Here is a 14,806-nt window from a genome sequence, read left to right as displayed (position 1 = left end):
GAGGGGGGCGGGCGGAGGGCGCGGGCGCGGGCGCTAGCTAGCCGAAGAGGGTCGTCGGGTTCGAGCAGGACTCCTGGTCGGCGGCCTGGCCCGCGAAGGTGGGCGCGGGGGTCGCGACGGGGGCGTTCGGGTCGACGGGCGCATCCGTCGATGCGTCCTCGCCGGTCGTGCCATCGCCGGCGGTCCCGTCGTCGGCGACCGCGCCCTCATCGCCCGGCGCGCCCGCCACGGACAGCGGCTGGTCTGCCGCCAGCAGCTCCCACATGGCCGTCGCATCCGGCTCCAGCGGAATGACCCGCGAACCGTCGTAGTCGCCTGTCGGCAGCTGCACGAACGAGATCTTCGACAGGTCGACCTTGTTGAGCGCCGTAGCCATGCCCATGAGGGTCGGCACGTCCGCGAGCGACTTCGTCATCTTCATGTTCTGCGTCGCCGCGACCCCGAGTCCGTACAGCTTGGTCGGGTTCGCGAGCGTGCCAGCGCTCTTCACCTCGCGGATGAGGGACGAGAGGAACACCTGCTGGTTCGCGATGCGCTGCAGGTCGCTGCCACCCACGCCGTGGCGGGTGCGGAGGAACTTCAGCGCATCCTCGCCCTGCAGCGAGTAGTTGCCCGGCTGCAGGTAGAGGCCGACGTAGTCGTCGCTGATCTCGTTCGCCACGCACACGTCGACGCCGCCGACGGCGTTCGACATCTCGATGACCCCGAGGAACTGCACCATCGCGGCGTACGGGATGTCGAGGCCGCTCATCGCCTCGACGGTCTCGACGACGCAGCCCATGCCGCCCTCGCCGAGGATGCTGTTCATGGGGACCTCGTAGCGCTCCTCCATCTGCACCCCCTCGTCGTTGGTGCACGCCGGCTGGTCGACCATCGTGTCGCGAGGGATGCTGACGACGGAGGCGTGCGTGCGGTCCGCCGAGACGTGCAGCAGCATGTTCACGTCGTTGAGCACCCCGGAGGCCGCCTCGTCGCCTTCCCCGTACTCGGCGCCCTGACCCGTGCGGTCGTCGCTGCCGACGAGGAGGATGTTGAAGCCGCCCTCGATCTCGTCGAACGCGACGGGCGGCTCATCCCCGCCCGGGTCCGGCAGCAGCTGCAGGTTGCCGCCGAGGTTCGCCGCTGCGATCCCGCCGATCGCGAGCACGCTCACGAGCGCCGCGGAGAGCGCGACGAGCAGCCCCTTGCCGAGCGAGCGAGCGGCGGAGGTGACGGGCAGGCGGCCATGCTGGGCGACCCCACCCCGCGCATCCGGGTGCAGGATGCCATCGTCACCGGCACGGTCGAAGCGCTGGGCGCTGCTTCCCCGTCGTCGAGAAGTCGTCACAGGTGCGGGCCTCCCCCGGAGCGTACGTCGAGTTCGTCAGCATAGAGCGCGCGAACATGGATCTCCTGACCCCGCGCAGGATGCCAGCAGACGCGGGTGGTCAGGAAGCGTCGATGATCAGAACAGCGACGAGCTCGCGTTGGAGCATGACTCCTCGTCGGCCCGCTGGCCCGCGAGCGTGGGCTGCGGCACGGCGCTCGTCGGCGGCGTCTCGACCGGCAGCCCCGTGGCGGGGTCGACGGGGATACCCGTCGCCGGGTCGATGGGGAAGCCGGTCGTCGGGTCGATCTCCCAGCCCGTGGCCGGGTCGATGGAGACCGTCGCGCTCGGGTCAGCCGGCGTCTCGGTGGGCTCTGGCGCGCCCGCGACCTCCAGCGACTGGTCGGTGCGCAGCAGCTCCCACATCGCGGAGGCGTCCGGCTCGAGTGGCTGCACGCGCGCCGAGTCGTACGCCGCGGTCGGCAGCTGCACGAAGGTGATCTTGTCGAGGGGCACCTGCGAGAGCGCCATCGCCATGCTGACGAGCGTGTTCGGGTCGGTCAGCGAGCTCGACATGGTCATGTTCTGCGTCGCCGCGACGCCCAGGCCGTACAGCTTGACGGGGTTCGTGAGCGTTCCAGCGCTCTTCACCTCGCGGATGAGCGCTGACAGGAACACCTGCTGGTTCGCGATGCGGGTCAGGTCGCTGCCGTCGCCCACGCCGTGGCGGGTGCGGAGGAACTTCAGCGCATCCTCGCCCTGCAGCGTGTAGTCGCCCGGCTGCAGGTACAGGCCGACGTAGTCGTCGCTGATCTCGTTCGCGACGCACACGTCGACGCCGCCGACGGCGTTCGACATCTCGATGACGCCGCGGAACTTCACCATCGCCGCGTAGGGGATCTCGATGCCGCTCATCGCCTCGACCGTCGACACGACGCAGTTCATGCCGCCCTCGCCGAGGATGCTGTTCATGGGGACCTCGGAGGCCTCTTCCATTGCAACGCCCTGGTCGTTGGTGCAGGCCGGCTGGTTCACGATCGTGTCGCGCGGGATGCTGACGACGGACGCACTCGAGCGGTCCTCCGCGATGTGCAGCAGCATGTTCACGTCGTTGAGCACGCCGTCCGCGTCGGCTTCTCCCTCGCCGAACTCCGCGCCCTGACCGGTTCGGTCGTCACTGCCGACGAGCAGCACGTTGATGCCGCCCTCGATCTCGGCGAAGCTCGCCGGCTCCTCCGAGCCGGACGGGTCGGCGATGTCGAAGGTCGTGACCTTCGACTGCAGGTTGATCCAGGCGAGCGCACCGACGAACATGACGCTGACGAGTGCGACGCAGAGGGCGATCGTCCCGGTCTTGACGACCGAGTTCGTGGGCGTCGTCACGTGCTGCTTGCCGTGGCGCGCAGAGGTCACCTTCGGGGTCTCCTCCTGCACGCCCTTGCCCGGAACGTAGCCGCGCCGAGCGCGGGATGGTCCGGGATGCGTCACAGGCGGTGTTCCTCACGTCAGGGGATTGGTGGCGGAGGGCGTGGGATTCGAACCCACGAGACATTGCTGCCCACTGGTTTTCAAGACCAGCTCCATCGGCCGCTCGGACAGCCCTCCAGAAGTGCTCAGACAACGATTCAGTATCGTTTTCGAGCTCTTCGCGTGTCCATGGTAACCGAAAGTGAAATATCTGGTTACCCGGACGTTCGACGCAGACTCACGGACGCTGCCGCGAGTACTGACGCGCCGGCTTCCCTGACAGAGCCAGCAAGGACAGGATATCCAGAGCGGTGAACGCGAGGGTAGTGCTGAACCTGATTTCCTCATCTCCTGCCCACCAGCCGCCGAACTGCAGGGCGATCGACCCGGCCGCGTAGAGCAGCAGCGTGATGCGGGCCCAGTTCACACCACGCAGCACGAGGATGCCGAGCAGCAGCGTCGAGGAGACGACGATCCCGCCCACGACCATGCTGGCGATCCAGGCCGGCTCCGCGAGGGCCGTCGCGTCCGTCCCCGAGAGCTCGGCATCCGTCAGCACCTCGCGCATGCCGTCCGGCCCGATGAGCGCCAGCACGCCGAAGAAGAGCAGAGCGAGCAGCGCGCGACCGAAGACGACGATCGCGCCGAACGTGATGGTGATGGGGCGCCCATGCCGGCGCACCTCCTCGGCGACCGAGCTCTCGACGGGGCTCGAGGTGCTCATGGCCTCGAAGGCGGCACGCTTCTTCGTCGAGCGCGCCGATGGCACCGAGCGCGCCGGGAGAGTCGAGTCGCGGGGAGCGGATTCGAGGCGATCTGCGGGAGCACCGCTGGCCGAGGGCAGAAGCACGGGCTCGGGGACGGTCAGCGGCGCATCGGAGGTGCTCGGCAGCTGCAGCACCGGCAGGTTGCCGTCGGTGCGGATCGAGTCGCCGCCGCCGTTGCGCGAGTGGTAGCCCGTCGAGAAGTCCTTGAGCACCGCGACGGACGCCCGAGGCGTGCCCTCGAGCACTGTGGCGACGATGTGGTCGCGCTCGATATCGGTGTCGGCGTCGATCTTGTGCGTCACCTGCAGCGTGAAGAGCGAGAAGCCGACAGCACGGTCGAAGGTGCCGGCCGCGAGCCAGTCGACCCGGGTGCCGCCGGGCAGCAGCCAGCCGTCCGGGCACTTCCAGAAGCGCACGTGATGCCGCTTCGCCGGGTTGCCTGCGACCTCCTGCTGGTACGCGAAGTCCTGCTGCCGACCGAAGAGGAACAGCGGGCTGACCGGCGCCTCGTGATAGCTGCGGCGGGTGACCGTCGAGGAGATGATGCCGAGGCTCGTGCGCAGCGAGATGTCGTCGGCTCGCGTCCAGCCGGCGGCGCGCATCGCATCATGCAGCTCGGCCTCGTGTCCGAGCAGCCCCAGGTTGATGGGGTCGCCGAGCAGGCCGTCGCTGGTCCGCGCCCTGCCGATGAAGTAGTCGGGCACGTACACGGTCGTCAGGATGCGGTGGATGCGCGGCAGGACGAGGTACGCGAGCAGGCCCCAGAAGGCGAGCAGCAGGAGGATCCCCCACCAGCCGACCTGGAACGAGTCGTCGGCGACGAGCACCGCGAGCCAGATCGCGGCGAGTCCCGCGAAGACGAAGAAGAAGCCGTCGAGCGCTTGGCCGATGGCGGCGAGCGGGCGCCTCCGCGGCACGTCGACGGTCATGCCGTCGCCTAGCTGAGCCTGCTCAGTGCCACGCCGAGTCCGTCGTGCGCGAAGTCCGGCGCCAGCACCGTGCCAGCGTCGATGACCTCCTGCGGGGCGTCGCCCATGGCGATGGCCGTGCCGCCGTTGGACGCCCACTGCAGCATCTCGATGTCGTTGCGCCCGTCGCCGGCGACCACGACCCGGTCCATCGGGATGCCGAGCTCGCGGCGCACCCGCTCGAGCGCTGTCCCCTTGTTGACGCCCTCCGGCGCGATGTCGAGCCACGCGGTCCAGCCGACGGAGTAGCTGACCTCGTGCAGACCGAGACGCTCGATGACCGCCGTGAACTCCTCGATCGAATGGTCAGGGGAGATGACGACAAGTCGCGTCGCCTCGGCGTTGAGGAGCCCCTCGAAGGGAACCTCCTCGCCGCGCGCCTCGAAGCTCCCGTCGGGGAAGTGCCCGCTGTACTTGAACACACCCTGCGGGTCCTCGACCGCGAACATCGCGTTCTCCAGCGCTCCCCGCAGGCTGACGAGCACTTCGGTGGGGTCGAACGTCTCGATCCAGCGCGTCGCGTACCCGCCCTGCGCGACCGCGTCGCGCTCGAGCGTCATGGCGCCGTTCGCGGACACGTGGAACTGCGAGTCGAGGCCGAGCCGCTCGGCGATGGGTCGCGTGTCCGCCCAGCTGCGGCCGGTGGCGAGCATGACCTCGTGGCCCGCGGCCTGCAGCCGGCGAACCTGCTCGAACGTCGCGTCCGGGATCGCACCGTCGATGCCGAGGATCGTGCCGTCGATGTCGAGCGCGACGAGCATCCGCCCGCCCGCAGCGCCCTGCTCTGGCAGGTTCACCGCGCTCACTTGACGGGCTCCATGACCTCGAGGCCGCCGAGGTAGGGACGCAGCGGCTCGGGGATGACCACCGACCCGTCGGCGCGCTGGTGCGTCTCGAGCAGCGCCACGAGCCAGCGCGTCGTCGCGAGCGTGCCGTTGAGGGTCGCCGCCGGCGCGGTCTTGCCGGACTCGGTGCGATACCTCGTCGACAGGCGACGGGCCTGGTACGTCGTGCAGTTCGAGGTCGAGGTGAGCTCGCGGTACGCATCCTGCGTCGGAACCCACGCCTCGACGTCGAACTTGCGAGCCGCCGAGGAGCCGAGGTCGCCGGCGGCGGTGTCGATGACGCGGTAGCTCAGGCCGAGCGACTGCAGCACCTCCTCCTGCCAGCCGAGGAGCCGCTCGTGCTCCGCCTCCGCGTCCTCCGGCTTCGCATAGACGAACATCTCGAGCTTGTTGAACTGGTGCACGCGGATGATGCCGCGCGTGTCCTTGCCGTGCGAACCGGCCTCGCGGCGGTAGCAGGTCGACCAGCCGGCGTAGCGCATCGGCGCTGCCTCGATGTCGATGATCTCGTCGGAGTGGTAGCCCGCGAGCGCCACCTCGCTGGTGCCCGTCAGGTAGAGGTCGTCGTCCTGCAGGTGGTACACCTCGTCGGCGTGCTCGCCGAGGAAGCCAGTGCCGCGCATGATCTCCGGCTTCACGAGCGTCGGCGTCGTGAGCATCACGAAGCCGTTGCGGATCGCGACATCGAGCGCATACGTCATGAGGGCCAGCTCGAGGCGGGCACCGATGCCGCGCAGGAAGTAGAACCGAGCGCCGGAGACCTTCGCCCCGCGCTGCATGTCGATCGCCCCGAGCAGCTCCCCCAGCTCGAGATGATCGCGCGGCTCGAAGTCGAACGCCGGGCGCTCGCCCACCGTCTTGAGGACCTCGAAGTTCTCCTCGCCACCAGCCGGCACGCCCTCGATGACGACGTTCTGGATGCGCCCGATGGCCGCATCCGCAGCCGCGCTCGCCTCGTTCGCGGCCTGGCTCGCCGCCTTGACGCTCACCGCCAGGTCCTTCACCGAGGCGAGGATCGCCGGCTTCTCCTCCTTGCTGGCCTTCGCGACCAGCTTGGAGGCGGCATTCTGCTCGGCGCGCAGCCGCTCGAACTCGGAGATCGCAGACCTGCGAGCAGCGTCAGCCTCGAGCGCCGCATCGACCGTCGAGGGGTCGTTGCCGCGCGAGATCTGAGAGCGCTTGAGGAGGTCGGGCTGGTCACGGAGAAGCTGGGCGTCGATCACGGTCCAAGCCTAGTCGTCGAGGGTGCCGCGAGCAGAGGAGCGCGTTCGCCGCAGACGCACACCGCCGCTGACTTAGGCTCACTGCATGCCGCATACCGCCCGACAGGGTTCAGACAAGCTCGCCGCCATCGTCGTCAACCCAGTGAAGGTCGATACAGAAGCCCTCCGCGCAGCCGCGGCCGAGAGCGCGGAACGGTACGGCTGGCCGGAGCCCCTGTGGTTCGAGACGACCGCGGACGACCCCGGAGCCGGGCAGACGAAGGAGGCCATCGAAGCTGGCGCGACGATGGTCATCGCCGCCGGGGGCGATGGAACCGTTCGACTCGTCGCCGAGACCCTGGCGGGCACGGACGTCGCACTCGGCGTGGTCCCGGGCGGAACCGGCAACCTCCTCGCGCGCAACATCGGCATCGAGGTCGCGGGAGGCGTGACCGACACGGTGTCCGAGATGGTGCAGAACGCATCCACTCTCCTACCCGGCGCGAAGCCCTCGACGCTCCCCATGACGACGCTCGCCCGAGCCGTCGAAGTCGCCTTCGGCGGTGTGGATGCGCGCATCGACGTCGGCTGGGCCGCCGTCGAACGCGAAGACAAGACCCGCGAGCGCATGGCGTTCACCGTCATGGGCGGCGTCGGCGTCGACGCCGGCATGATCGCGAATACCTCGGAGGACCTGAAGAAGAAGGTCGGCTGGGTCGCGTACCTCGGCGGCATCGCCCGCTCCGTCGCCAACGGACCGAACTTCCACCTGCGTCTCCGCGTCGACGGCAAGACGCATGCGCGGTCGCTCCGGGCGGCCACCGTCATGGTCGGCAACTGCGGGCTCATGCCGGGCGGGCTCCACCTGCTGCCCGACGCCGAGATCGACGATGGCAGGCTCGACCTCGCCATCATGCGCCCCAATGGCCTGATCGGCTGGCTGCAGATCTACGGCCGCCTCGTCGTGCAGTCCGGCATCATGCGGCGCACCGATGTCGGCAGGCGCATCCTCCTCGAGGGCCGAAAGCACGTGCGCGCCCTCACCTACGCGCAGGTCGAGGAGGTCACCTTCCGCCTCGACTCCGGCCCGGAGGAGTTCGAGGTCGACGGGGATGCGGCGGGGCAGATCACCGCTGCGCGCATCTGGATCGAGCCTGCCAGCCTCACGGTGCGCACCCCGAAGCCCATGCCCGAGAACGAGGGGCTCCGCACCCTCGCGCGTCGCCTCGGCATCACCGGACCTGAGAACAGCCCGAGCCGGCCGTCGCTCTAGGGACGACACGCCCGAACCCCGCATCGAGGGGCCCGGACCGCGCGTACCGCAGCTCACTTGTCTCACGGACCGCCGCGTTTCGCTTGACCCTGGTTCGTTCGGGGCAGAGAATGCTACTTATAACTCTGTAGACTCATGAGTAGCGGCATTCCATCATTTGGGGCATGGTCGGTGAACTCCAGCGAAGCGTGGGCAAGAACATCCGTCGAATCCGCCTCTCGCGCGGTATCAGCCAGGAGGCGCTCGGCGACGTCGTGGGGCTGCACCGCACCTACATCGGATCCGTCGAGCGCGGCGAGCGCAACATCACGCTGCAGACTCTCGAGGGCATGGCGGAACTCCTCGGCGTGCCGCCGATGGACCTCCTTGCCGACGCAGGCGACACCGGGCCGACGGCACCGCCGGTCGCCTAGCTCCACGCCTCAGCATCCGGGTCTGCTCGACGCCAATCCGCTGACTCGCGAACACCTGGAGCGACCGATGAAGCACCCCACCGGCACCACCCTTTGCCCCACCTGGTGCGTCTCGCTGCACCTCGACGGCGAGACGCTGCACTACGGCGAGAGTCTTGCCATCGAGCTCCTGCAGCGACCGACCTCCGCGGAGCTTCGCTTCCGACCCGAGGTCCCAGCCACCCCGACGACGCTCGAGCTGGTCACGCACCGGGAGGCGGGAGAATCGGAGACCTGGGTGGCGGTCCTGCGCGACGGGGCAGCCGTCCTCGACCTCACCGCGGCCAGCGCCGCACGCCTCGGCAGCACCCTGCAGGCGCTCGCCAAGGACACCAGCGCCTAGCGCGTGTCTGACACTCCCTCGTTCGAGTCGACGCCGCCGTCGCTCCCCGCGGCGTCCGCGTCATCCGCGTCCTCGGCGTGCCCACGCCGACGCATCCAGACGACGAAGGCGATGAGCAGCACGATGATGAGCGTCGAGAGGACCGCGATCGTGACGATGGCCGCCTGGGGAACAGACTGCACGGTCGCCGTCTGAGCTGTCCCGATCTCGATGGCGTGCGCCGTCGCGGGCTCCCAGGAGACGAGCACGGCGGCGAGGGCTGCTGCGACGAGCAGGCACGCGGTGCGCAGCAGACGCCTCAGGCGCTGAGTGGTGGGCGACATGGCTGTCTCTCCTCCAGACACGAGAATGCACGCGACCCCAGGCCGGGGCGGGCACCCAAGTCTCTCAGAGGCGACCGCTCGGGACCTGGACCTCGCGACGCGGACCCGGGCGCCCGGTCGGGCGCGAAACGTCGGTGGTCGCCTCTACGGTGTCCGGACAGACCGAGTACGCCACACGCGACGACTCTCCCGGCTGTGCCGGACCGGGAGCGCCATCGTCGCACGCAAGCAGGGAGACCCCGCGCATGACCACGACATCCGGCACGCAGCGATGCCCAGAATGGTGCGTCGCACTGCACCTCGACACCGACGAGACCCTGCACTACAGCCTCAGCCGCGAGGTGTCGGTCGTGTCGCGAAGGCCCGACCACGAATCCCCCGGCGGGCGACAGCACGCCTTCGCGGTCGACCCGCTTGTGCTCGTGCAGCATCAGGAGGCACACGAGCGCGTCTCGTGGCTCGCACTCCTCCTCCACGGCGGGCCCGTCCTCGACATCACCGTCGACAGCGCCCGACGCCTCGCGGCGAGCCTGCTCGAGAGCTGCGGTCCCGATCCCGGCTCGCGCTAGCCGCGCAGAGAGTTCAGCCAGTCGACCGCTTCCCCGAAGTGCTCGTCGCCCCACTTGGGGTCGACGACGACCGGCTTCCGGTCGGCACGCGGATACGAGCCGAGGAAGATGACGTGCGGACTGAACCGGCGAAGCCCGAGCAGCGCATCCGCCACCCTCGCATCGTCGATGTGGCCGTCGAGGTCGAGCACGAAGCGATAGGAGCCGATGCGGTCGGGCAGCGGACGCGAGGTGATCATCGACAGGTTCACACCGCGAGTCGCGAACTGCTCCAGCATGACCATGAGCGATCCCGGGAACTCCTCGGGCAGCTCCACGATGAGGCTCGTCTTGTCGGCGCCCGTCCTGGCGGGCAGCTCGCGGCTCAGGCTGACGAGCGCGAAGCGCGTGCGCGCCATCTTGTTGTCCTGGATGTCCTCGGAGAGCACCGAGACGTCGAAGCGGCCCTCGACCCCCCGCGGCGCGATCGCGGCGTCGATGTCACCCCGCTCATCGAAGAGCGCATTGACGCTGGCGATGTTCGAGTTCGCGGCGACGTGCTCGTGGCCCGGGACGTGGGCGTGCAGCCACCTCCGGCACTGCCCGTACGCCACCGGATGCGCGGAGACGGTGCGGACATCCTCGAGACGGGTTCCGGGGCGCACCACGAGGCTGAAGGAGATGGAGACCTCGTACTCCCCCGCGATCCGGAGCCCCGGAATCGTGGCGAGCGCATCCTGCGACGCCGTGACCCCACCCTCGATGCTGTTCTCGATCGCGATCATCGCCGCGACGCTGCGCCCCGTCGTCACGTCGGCAAGCGCCTCGCCGACGTTGCTCACCGGCCGCCAGATCTGCCCCCGGGCCGCCTCGACCTGGCCGAGCGCAGCCTCCGTGAAGGTGCCCGCCGGCCCGAGGTAGGAGTACGTCTCTCGCTCATCTGGCACGGCACTGGCTTCGGTCATGGAGATCAGCCTATGCCGATGCTCGACTTCCTCCCCACGAGACACCTCGCGGTGCCAGACTGTGGACATGCACGATCGCGCTGGCAGCCTCGCCCTTGAATCTGACCTCATCGATCTCGACGCACTCATCGCTGCGTACGCCGAGAAGATCCCCGACCCCGCCGTCTCGACGCAACGCGTCGCGTTCGGCACGAGCGGCCACCGCGGCTCGAGCCTCACCTCGTCCTTCAACGAGACCCACATCCTCGCCATCACGCAGGCCATCGTCGAGTATCGCGAGGCGCAGGGCATCACGGGTCCGCTCTTCATCGGCCGCGACACGCACGGGCTCAGCGAGCCGGCCGAGCGCAGCGCCCTCGAGGTGCTCGTCGGCAACGGCGTCACCGTGCTCGCCGACCTCGACGACGAATGGGTGCCGACCCCGGCGCTGTCCCACGCGATCATCCGCTACAACGCGGACCCGGCCAACACCGAGCAGGCCGACGGCATCGTCGTCACCCCGAGCCACAACCCTCCCCAGGACGGCGGCTTCAAGTACAACCCCCCGCACGGCGGGCCGGCTGACAGCGACGCGACGGGCTGGATCGCGAATCGAGCGAACGAGCTCATCGAAGCGGGCCTCGACGGTGTGAAGCGCGGCACTCCGGACACGAGCAACGTGGGCCGCCACGACTTCAAGGGCGACTACGTGCGCGACCTGAAGAACATCATCGACGTCGACGCCATCAAGCGCAAGGGCGTGCGCATCGGCGCAGACCCCCTTGGCGGCGCGAGCGTGCGCTACTGGCAGGCCATCGCAGACGAGTACGACCTCGATCTCACCGTCGTGAACCCGGACGTGGATGCGCGCTGGCCGTTCATGACGCTCGACTGGGACGGCAAGATCCGCATGGACCCGTCGTCGCAGTCCGCGATGGCCTCCGTGCTCGCGCGCCGCCACGACTACGACATCCTGACCGGGAACGATGCAGACGCGGACCGCCACGGCATCGTCACCCCGGACGCGGGCCTCATGAACCCCAACCACTACCTGGCCGTGGCCATCGACTACCTGTGCGCGCACCGCCCCGAATGGTCGGTGACGGCAGGCATCGGCAAGACGCTCGTGTCGAGCACCATGATCGACTTCGTCGCCGCCTCGCTCGGTCGCACGCTCGTCGAGGTGCCCGTCGGCTTCAAGTGGTTCGTGCCCGGCCTCATCGACGGCTCGATCGTGTTCGGCGGCGAGGAATCCGCAGGGGCCTCGTTCCTCCGCAAGGACGGCACCGTCTGGACCACCGACAAGGACGGCATCCTGCTCGCCCTCCTGGCGGCCGAGATCATCGCCGTCACGGGAAAGACCCCGTCGCAGCGCTACGAGGAGCTCGTCGCGGAGTTCGGCCGCCCCGCCTACGAGCGAGTCGACGCCCCGGCCACGCCGGCGCAGAAGTCCGTGCTCGGCAAGCTCGACGGCGACGCCATCTCCGCGGTCGAGGTCGCCGGCGACCCCATCACGGCGCGCCTCAGCCACGCCCCAGGCAACGGTGCGGCGATCGGCGGGGTGAAGGTCACGACCGCCAACGCGTGGTTCGCCGCCCGCCCATCCGGCACCGAGGACGTGTACAAGATCTACGCCGAATCGTTCAAGGGGCCAGAGCACCTGAAGCTCGTGCAGGCGGAGGCCAAGGCGATCGTCGACGCGGCGCTGGGCTCCTAGCAGCGCGTCCTCGCACGAAGAACGCTGCCTGCGTCTCGCACCTCCGGTCAAGCTCGGGAGGTGCGGACGCAGGCAGCGTTCTTCGTCGTGCCGTGCGGGCCGCTACTGCCCTGCCGCTGGGGTCGGGTTCGTCGCGCTCAGGCGTCCGGCCTGACCGACTCCCGCCGAGTACTCGACGCTGACGATGTCACCAGATGCGTTGAAGCAGGTCACGCCGGTCTCGAACGTGATCTCGCACACGAACTCGCCGAGCGCCACGGGTGAGTCGTAGGGCTGTACGACGGCGCCCTCGGTCGGGATGTCGTCCGTGAGGCAGGGGAACGTGTAGCCGTTCGAGTCGAGACCGACCACGACGCCCGTCGCTCCCGCCTCGCAGGCCTGTTCCGGGACCTCGAAGCCAACCGTGTACTGCTGGCAGGTGACACCCGTCTCCGGGGTGATCTGGCAGCGGATGTTGCCGGTCTCGCTCGTGAACGTGACCGGGGCGAAGTTGGGGTCGGCAACGGCGGCGGGGACGGCGGGCGTCGTCGGATCCTCGGTCGCTGGCTGTTCCTGCGCAGTCTCACTCGCTGTCGGCTCGTCGCGGTTCGCGCCGACGACATTGCCGATCATGATGGCGGACAGGATGAGCAGGATCGAGCCGACCACCGAGAGCGCGATGACGCCGAGACGGCGACGGTTGCGGTTGTCGAGGCCGCGGACGGCCGCTCCCATGCGACCGCCGCCACCGCCGTTGCCGCCGCCGAGGGCCGCCCCGACCCGATCGAACGGGTTGCGGTCGGAGGGCTCGAGGTCTGGCCCGTCGCCGACCGGTCCGGCGGAGGTGGGTGCGGGAGACCTGGGCGGGGCTCCCGCCGGGGCGGCAGACGCCGTGGCGGCCTGAGCGGGCCGGCGAGACGCGCGCGCTCCGGCGGATGCGGGCGCCGACGGCTGCTCGCTTGCGTCGTCTTCGTCGAACCAGCTCGAGAGGAGTTCCCTGGCCGGGTCCTCTTCGCGCTGGCCATCGTCGGACCGCGGCGGCCGCGTCGTGCCTCGCTCGGAGGGCAGTGATGGAGCAGCCCCAGCAACTGCGGCTCCGGCGGCGGTCGCAGCTGCGGTGCCAGCGGCTGCCTGCCGATCGCGGTCGTCAGCAGGGGCGTGGTCGAACTCCTGGCTCGCACCCTGTCGCGGCAGCGCGCGAGTCCGCGGTTCGGCGTCTGGCGCGTGCTCGGCCACGGGTGGCTGTGGGGCCTGGGGCGCCTGCGGGGCGGATGGCGCTGGCGGGATCTGCGCAGCTGGCGTGGCTGGCGCGCCGAAGAGATCGGCCGCATCCTGCCGCTCGGACTCTCGTGCGCCTCCGAAGCTCTCCCGGGTTCGCGAGGGCAGCGGCACGATGCCGGTCTGCTCGAAGTCGCGGGAGACGATGGGGCGATCCGAGTCGTCCAGGACGCTGCCGTCGCTGCGCTCTCCGGCGAGGAGCTCATCGAAGGCGCTGCTCTCCGCGGGTGCTGCGCGCGGCGGCTCGCCCGGCACGACTGCAGGCCCGCTCGGGAAGACAGGGGCTGCGGATGCGCCCCGCAGGGGGTCGCCGGTCGCCGGCATCGGCGGCGAAGACGGGACCACCCTCGGCGCGGGAGCAGCTGGTGGGTCGGCGCGGAAGGACGGGATCCTGGGGCTGCTCGCGGGAGCCTGCGGCTCGGCCGTCGTGGCCTCGCGCGGCCCCGCGTTCGCGGGTGCTGCCGGCGTGGAGTCCTCGGCCTGCGCCGGTGGGCGGCCGAACTGCGGCGCCGCGCTTGTCGGCACTGCGGCAGGGGGTGCTGCGGGCTCGACTGGCGCAGCGGGGACTGCGGGTGCTGCGGGTGCTGCGGGTTCGGCGGGTGCCGAGGCCACGGGAGCCGGGTCGCCAGTGCCCTCGAGGCCGGAGAACCAGCTCGGGACCTGGCCTCGGGCCTCGTCGTCGCTGCCAGAGGATCCGGTCGGACCGGCGGCGCGCGTCGGCGTGCTCATGGGAAGCACATCGAACTCCGTGGTCGGCGGCTCGAAGGCGAACGCGTCGCGAACCGGCCCCGTAGCGCCCGGCGCCGCTGGAGCATCCGCCGCGGCAGGCGTCGATGCGGGCGTCGGCTCCTCGACGGGGGGCTCGACCGCTGTGGGAACGGCCGGCTTCCTCGGGACCGCGGGGGTCGGGGGAGAGAAGGGCTCAGCTGCGACCGGGTTCGGGGCGACGATGTCGCGCTCACCCGTGGCACGCAGGTCGGGGTTGAACCGGCGGCGCGAGCGGAGGTACGACTGCGGTTCCGGGGCAGCCGACTCGGCGTCGTCAGCCTCGTCGTCGTCAGCCTCCGGTGCGCTCGGCGACGCGGCCTTCGGCCGGTACCGTGCGAAGAAGTCGTCGCCGTCGCTCGACGGTGGAGCCGCCTGCTGCGCTTCCTCGCGAGCACGACCCACCACCTCGGAGGGCGGAGTGGGCGCGGAGGCGTTCCAGCGGAACCCCCCAGCACCGATATCCGCGGGACGGCGAGGCGCCGCGTTGCTGCCTTCGCCCTCAGTGGCGCGAGGACGCGCGACCGTCAGCTTGGTACCGCACTCGGCACAGAATCTCTGTCCGACCTGCGCTTCGGCACCACACGTGGGGCACGTTGCCATCTCGACCTCCTGGTCTTGGAGTGCTT

General features: G+C 69.9%; 13 protein-coding genes and 1 tRNA gene. 5 read left to right on the top strand and 9 right to left on the bottom strand.

Translation table 11 applies throughout. The annotated features are described in order from the left end of the window. Nucleotides 1–37 precede the first annotated feature (37 nt). The 6 genes from C5E07_RS16195 to serS all read right to left on the bottom strand — a co-directional run bounded on the left by C5E07_RS16195 (nt 38) and on the right by serS (nt 6,576). A complete protein-coding gene (locus C5E07_RS16195; protein ID WP_104300595.1) occupies nt 38–1,327 on the bottom strand; it encodes an LCP family protein in 1,290 nt (429 codons plus the stop codon). A 117-nt stretch (nt 1,328–1,444) separates the two neighbouring features. After that, nucleotides 1,445–2,794 (bottom strand): LCP family protein, encoded by a 1,350-nt coding sequence (locus tag C5E07_RS16190; protein WP_104300593.1) that lies wholly within the window; start codon nt 2,792–2,794, stop codon nt 1,445–1,447. Between the two features lie 29 nt (nt 2,795–2,823). Further along, a tRNA-Ser gene (locus tag C5E07_RS16185) sits at nt 2,824–2,911 on the bottom strand. A gap of 100 nt (nt 2,912–3,011) precedes the next feature. Further along, on the bottom strand, nt 3,012–4,469 hold the full coding sequence (locus tag C5E07_RS19235; RefSeq protein ID WP_104342092.1) for an LssY C-terminal domain-containing protein: 1,458 nt from the start codon (nt 4,467–4,469) through the stop codon (nt 3,012–3,014). Nucleotides 4,470–4,477: 8 nt separating this feature from the next. After that, the gene (locus C5E07_RS16175; protein WP_194686498.1) at nt 4,478–5,314 is read right to left on the bottom strand and encodes an HAD family hydrolase; all 837 of its coding nucleotides are present in this window, start codon (nt 5,312–5,314) and stop codon (nt 4,478–4,480) included. Further along, nucleotides 5,311–6,576 (bottom strand): serine--tRNA ligase, encoded by a 1,266-nt coding sequence (gene serS / locus C5E07_RS16170; RefSeq protein ID WP_104300591.1) that lies wholly within the window; start codon nt 6,574–6,576, stop codon nt 5,311–5,313. The genes C5E07_RS16175 and serS overlap by 4 nt, the downstream gene beginning before the upstream one ends. Before the next feature lie 85 nt (nt 6,577–6,661). Between serS and C5E07_RS16165 the strand changes: the two genes are divergently transcribed. The 3 genes from C5E07_RS16165 (at nt 6,662) to C5E07_RS16155 (ending at nt 8,623) form a co-directional block, all read left to right on the top strand. Then, the gene (locus C5E07_RS16165; protein ID WP_104244317.1) at nt 6,662–7,828 is read left to right on the top strand and encodes a diacylglycerol kinase family protein; all 1,167 of its coding nucleotides are present in this window, start codon (nt 6,662–6,664) and stop codon (nt 7,826–7,828) included. 164 nt (nt 7,829–7,992) lie between these two features. Further along, entirely contained in the window at nt 7,993–8,241 is a 249-nt protein-coding gene (locus C5E07_RS16160) for a helix-turn-helix domain-containing protein (protein ID WP_104244315.1), read from the top strand. A gap of 67 nt (nt 8,242–8,308) precedes the next feature. Beyond that, on the top strand, nt 8,309–8,623 hold the full coding sequence (locus tag C5E07_RS16155) for a DUF6907 domain-containing protein (RefSeq protein WP_104300589.1): 315 nt from the start codon (nt 8,309–8,311) through the stop codon (nt 8,621–8,623). Here C5E07_RS16155 and C5E07_RS16150 read toward each other — a convergent pair. Continuing rightward, nucleotides 8,620–8,946, bottom strand: a complete 327-nt coding sequence (locus tag C5E07_RS16150; protein ID WP_104300587.1) for a hypothetical protein — start codon at nt 8,944–8,946, stop codon at nt 8,620–8,622. The two genes, C5E07_RS16155 and C5E07_RS16150, sit on opposite strands and share 4 nt — an antisense overlap. Before the next feature lie 245 nt (nt 8,947–9,191). Between C5E07_RS16150 and C5E07_RS16145 the strand changes: the two genes are divergently transcribed. Beyond that, complete coding sequence (locus C5E07_RS16145) at nt 9,192–9,515, top strand: DUF6907 domain-containing protein (protein ID WP_104300585.1); 324 nt, start codon at nt 9,192–9,194, stop codon at nt 9,513–9,515. Here the strand turns inward: C5E07_RS16145 and pheA are convergent. Further along, nucleotides 9,512–10,459 (bottom strand): prephenate dehydratase, encoded by a 948-nt coding sequence (gene pheA / locus C5E07_RS16140; protein ID WP_104300583.1) that lies wholly within the window; start codon nt 10,457–10,459, stop codon nt 9,512–9,514. The genes C5E07_RS16145 and pheA overlap by 4 nt on opposite strands. A gap of 67 nt (nt 10,460–10,526) precedes the next feature. Here pheA and pgm point away from each other — a divergent pair, with 67 nt between their 5' ends. Then, nucleotides 10,527–12,155, top strand: a complete 1,629-nt coding sequence (gene pgm / locus C5E07_RS16135) for a phosphoglucomutase (alpha-D-glucose-1,6-bisphosphate-dependent) (RefSeq protein WP_104300670.1) — start codon at nt 10,527–10,529, stop codon at nt 12,153–12,155. A gap of 102 nt (nt 12,156–12,257) precedes the next feature. Here the strand turns inward: pgm and C5E07_RS16130 are convergent, their stop codons facing one another. Then, nucleotides 12,258–14,582 (bottom strand): hypothetical protein, encoded by a 2,325-nt coding sequence (locus C5E07_RS16130; protein WP_104300580.1) that lies wholly within the window; start codon nt 14,580–14,582, stop codon nt 12,258–12,260. Between the last annotated feature and the right edge of the window lie 224 nt (nt 14,583–14,806).

Origin of the sequence: Pseudoclavibacter sp. RFBJ3, assembly GCF_002931375.1 — a bacterium.
Taxonomy (GTDB): Bacteria; Actinomycetota; Actinomycetes; order Actinomycetales; family Microbacteriaceae; genus Pseudoclavibacter.
This window is presented reverse-complemented; position numbering and strand designations above follow the sequence as displayed.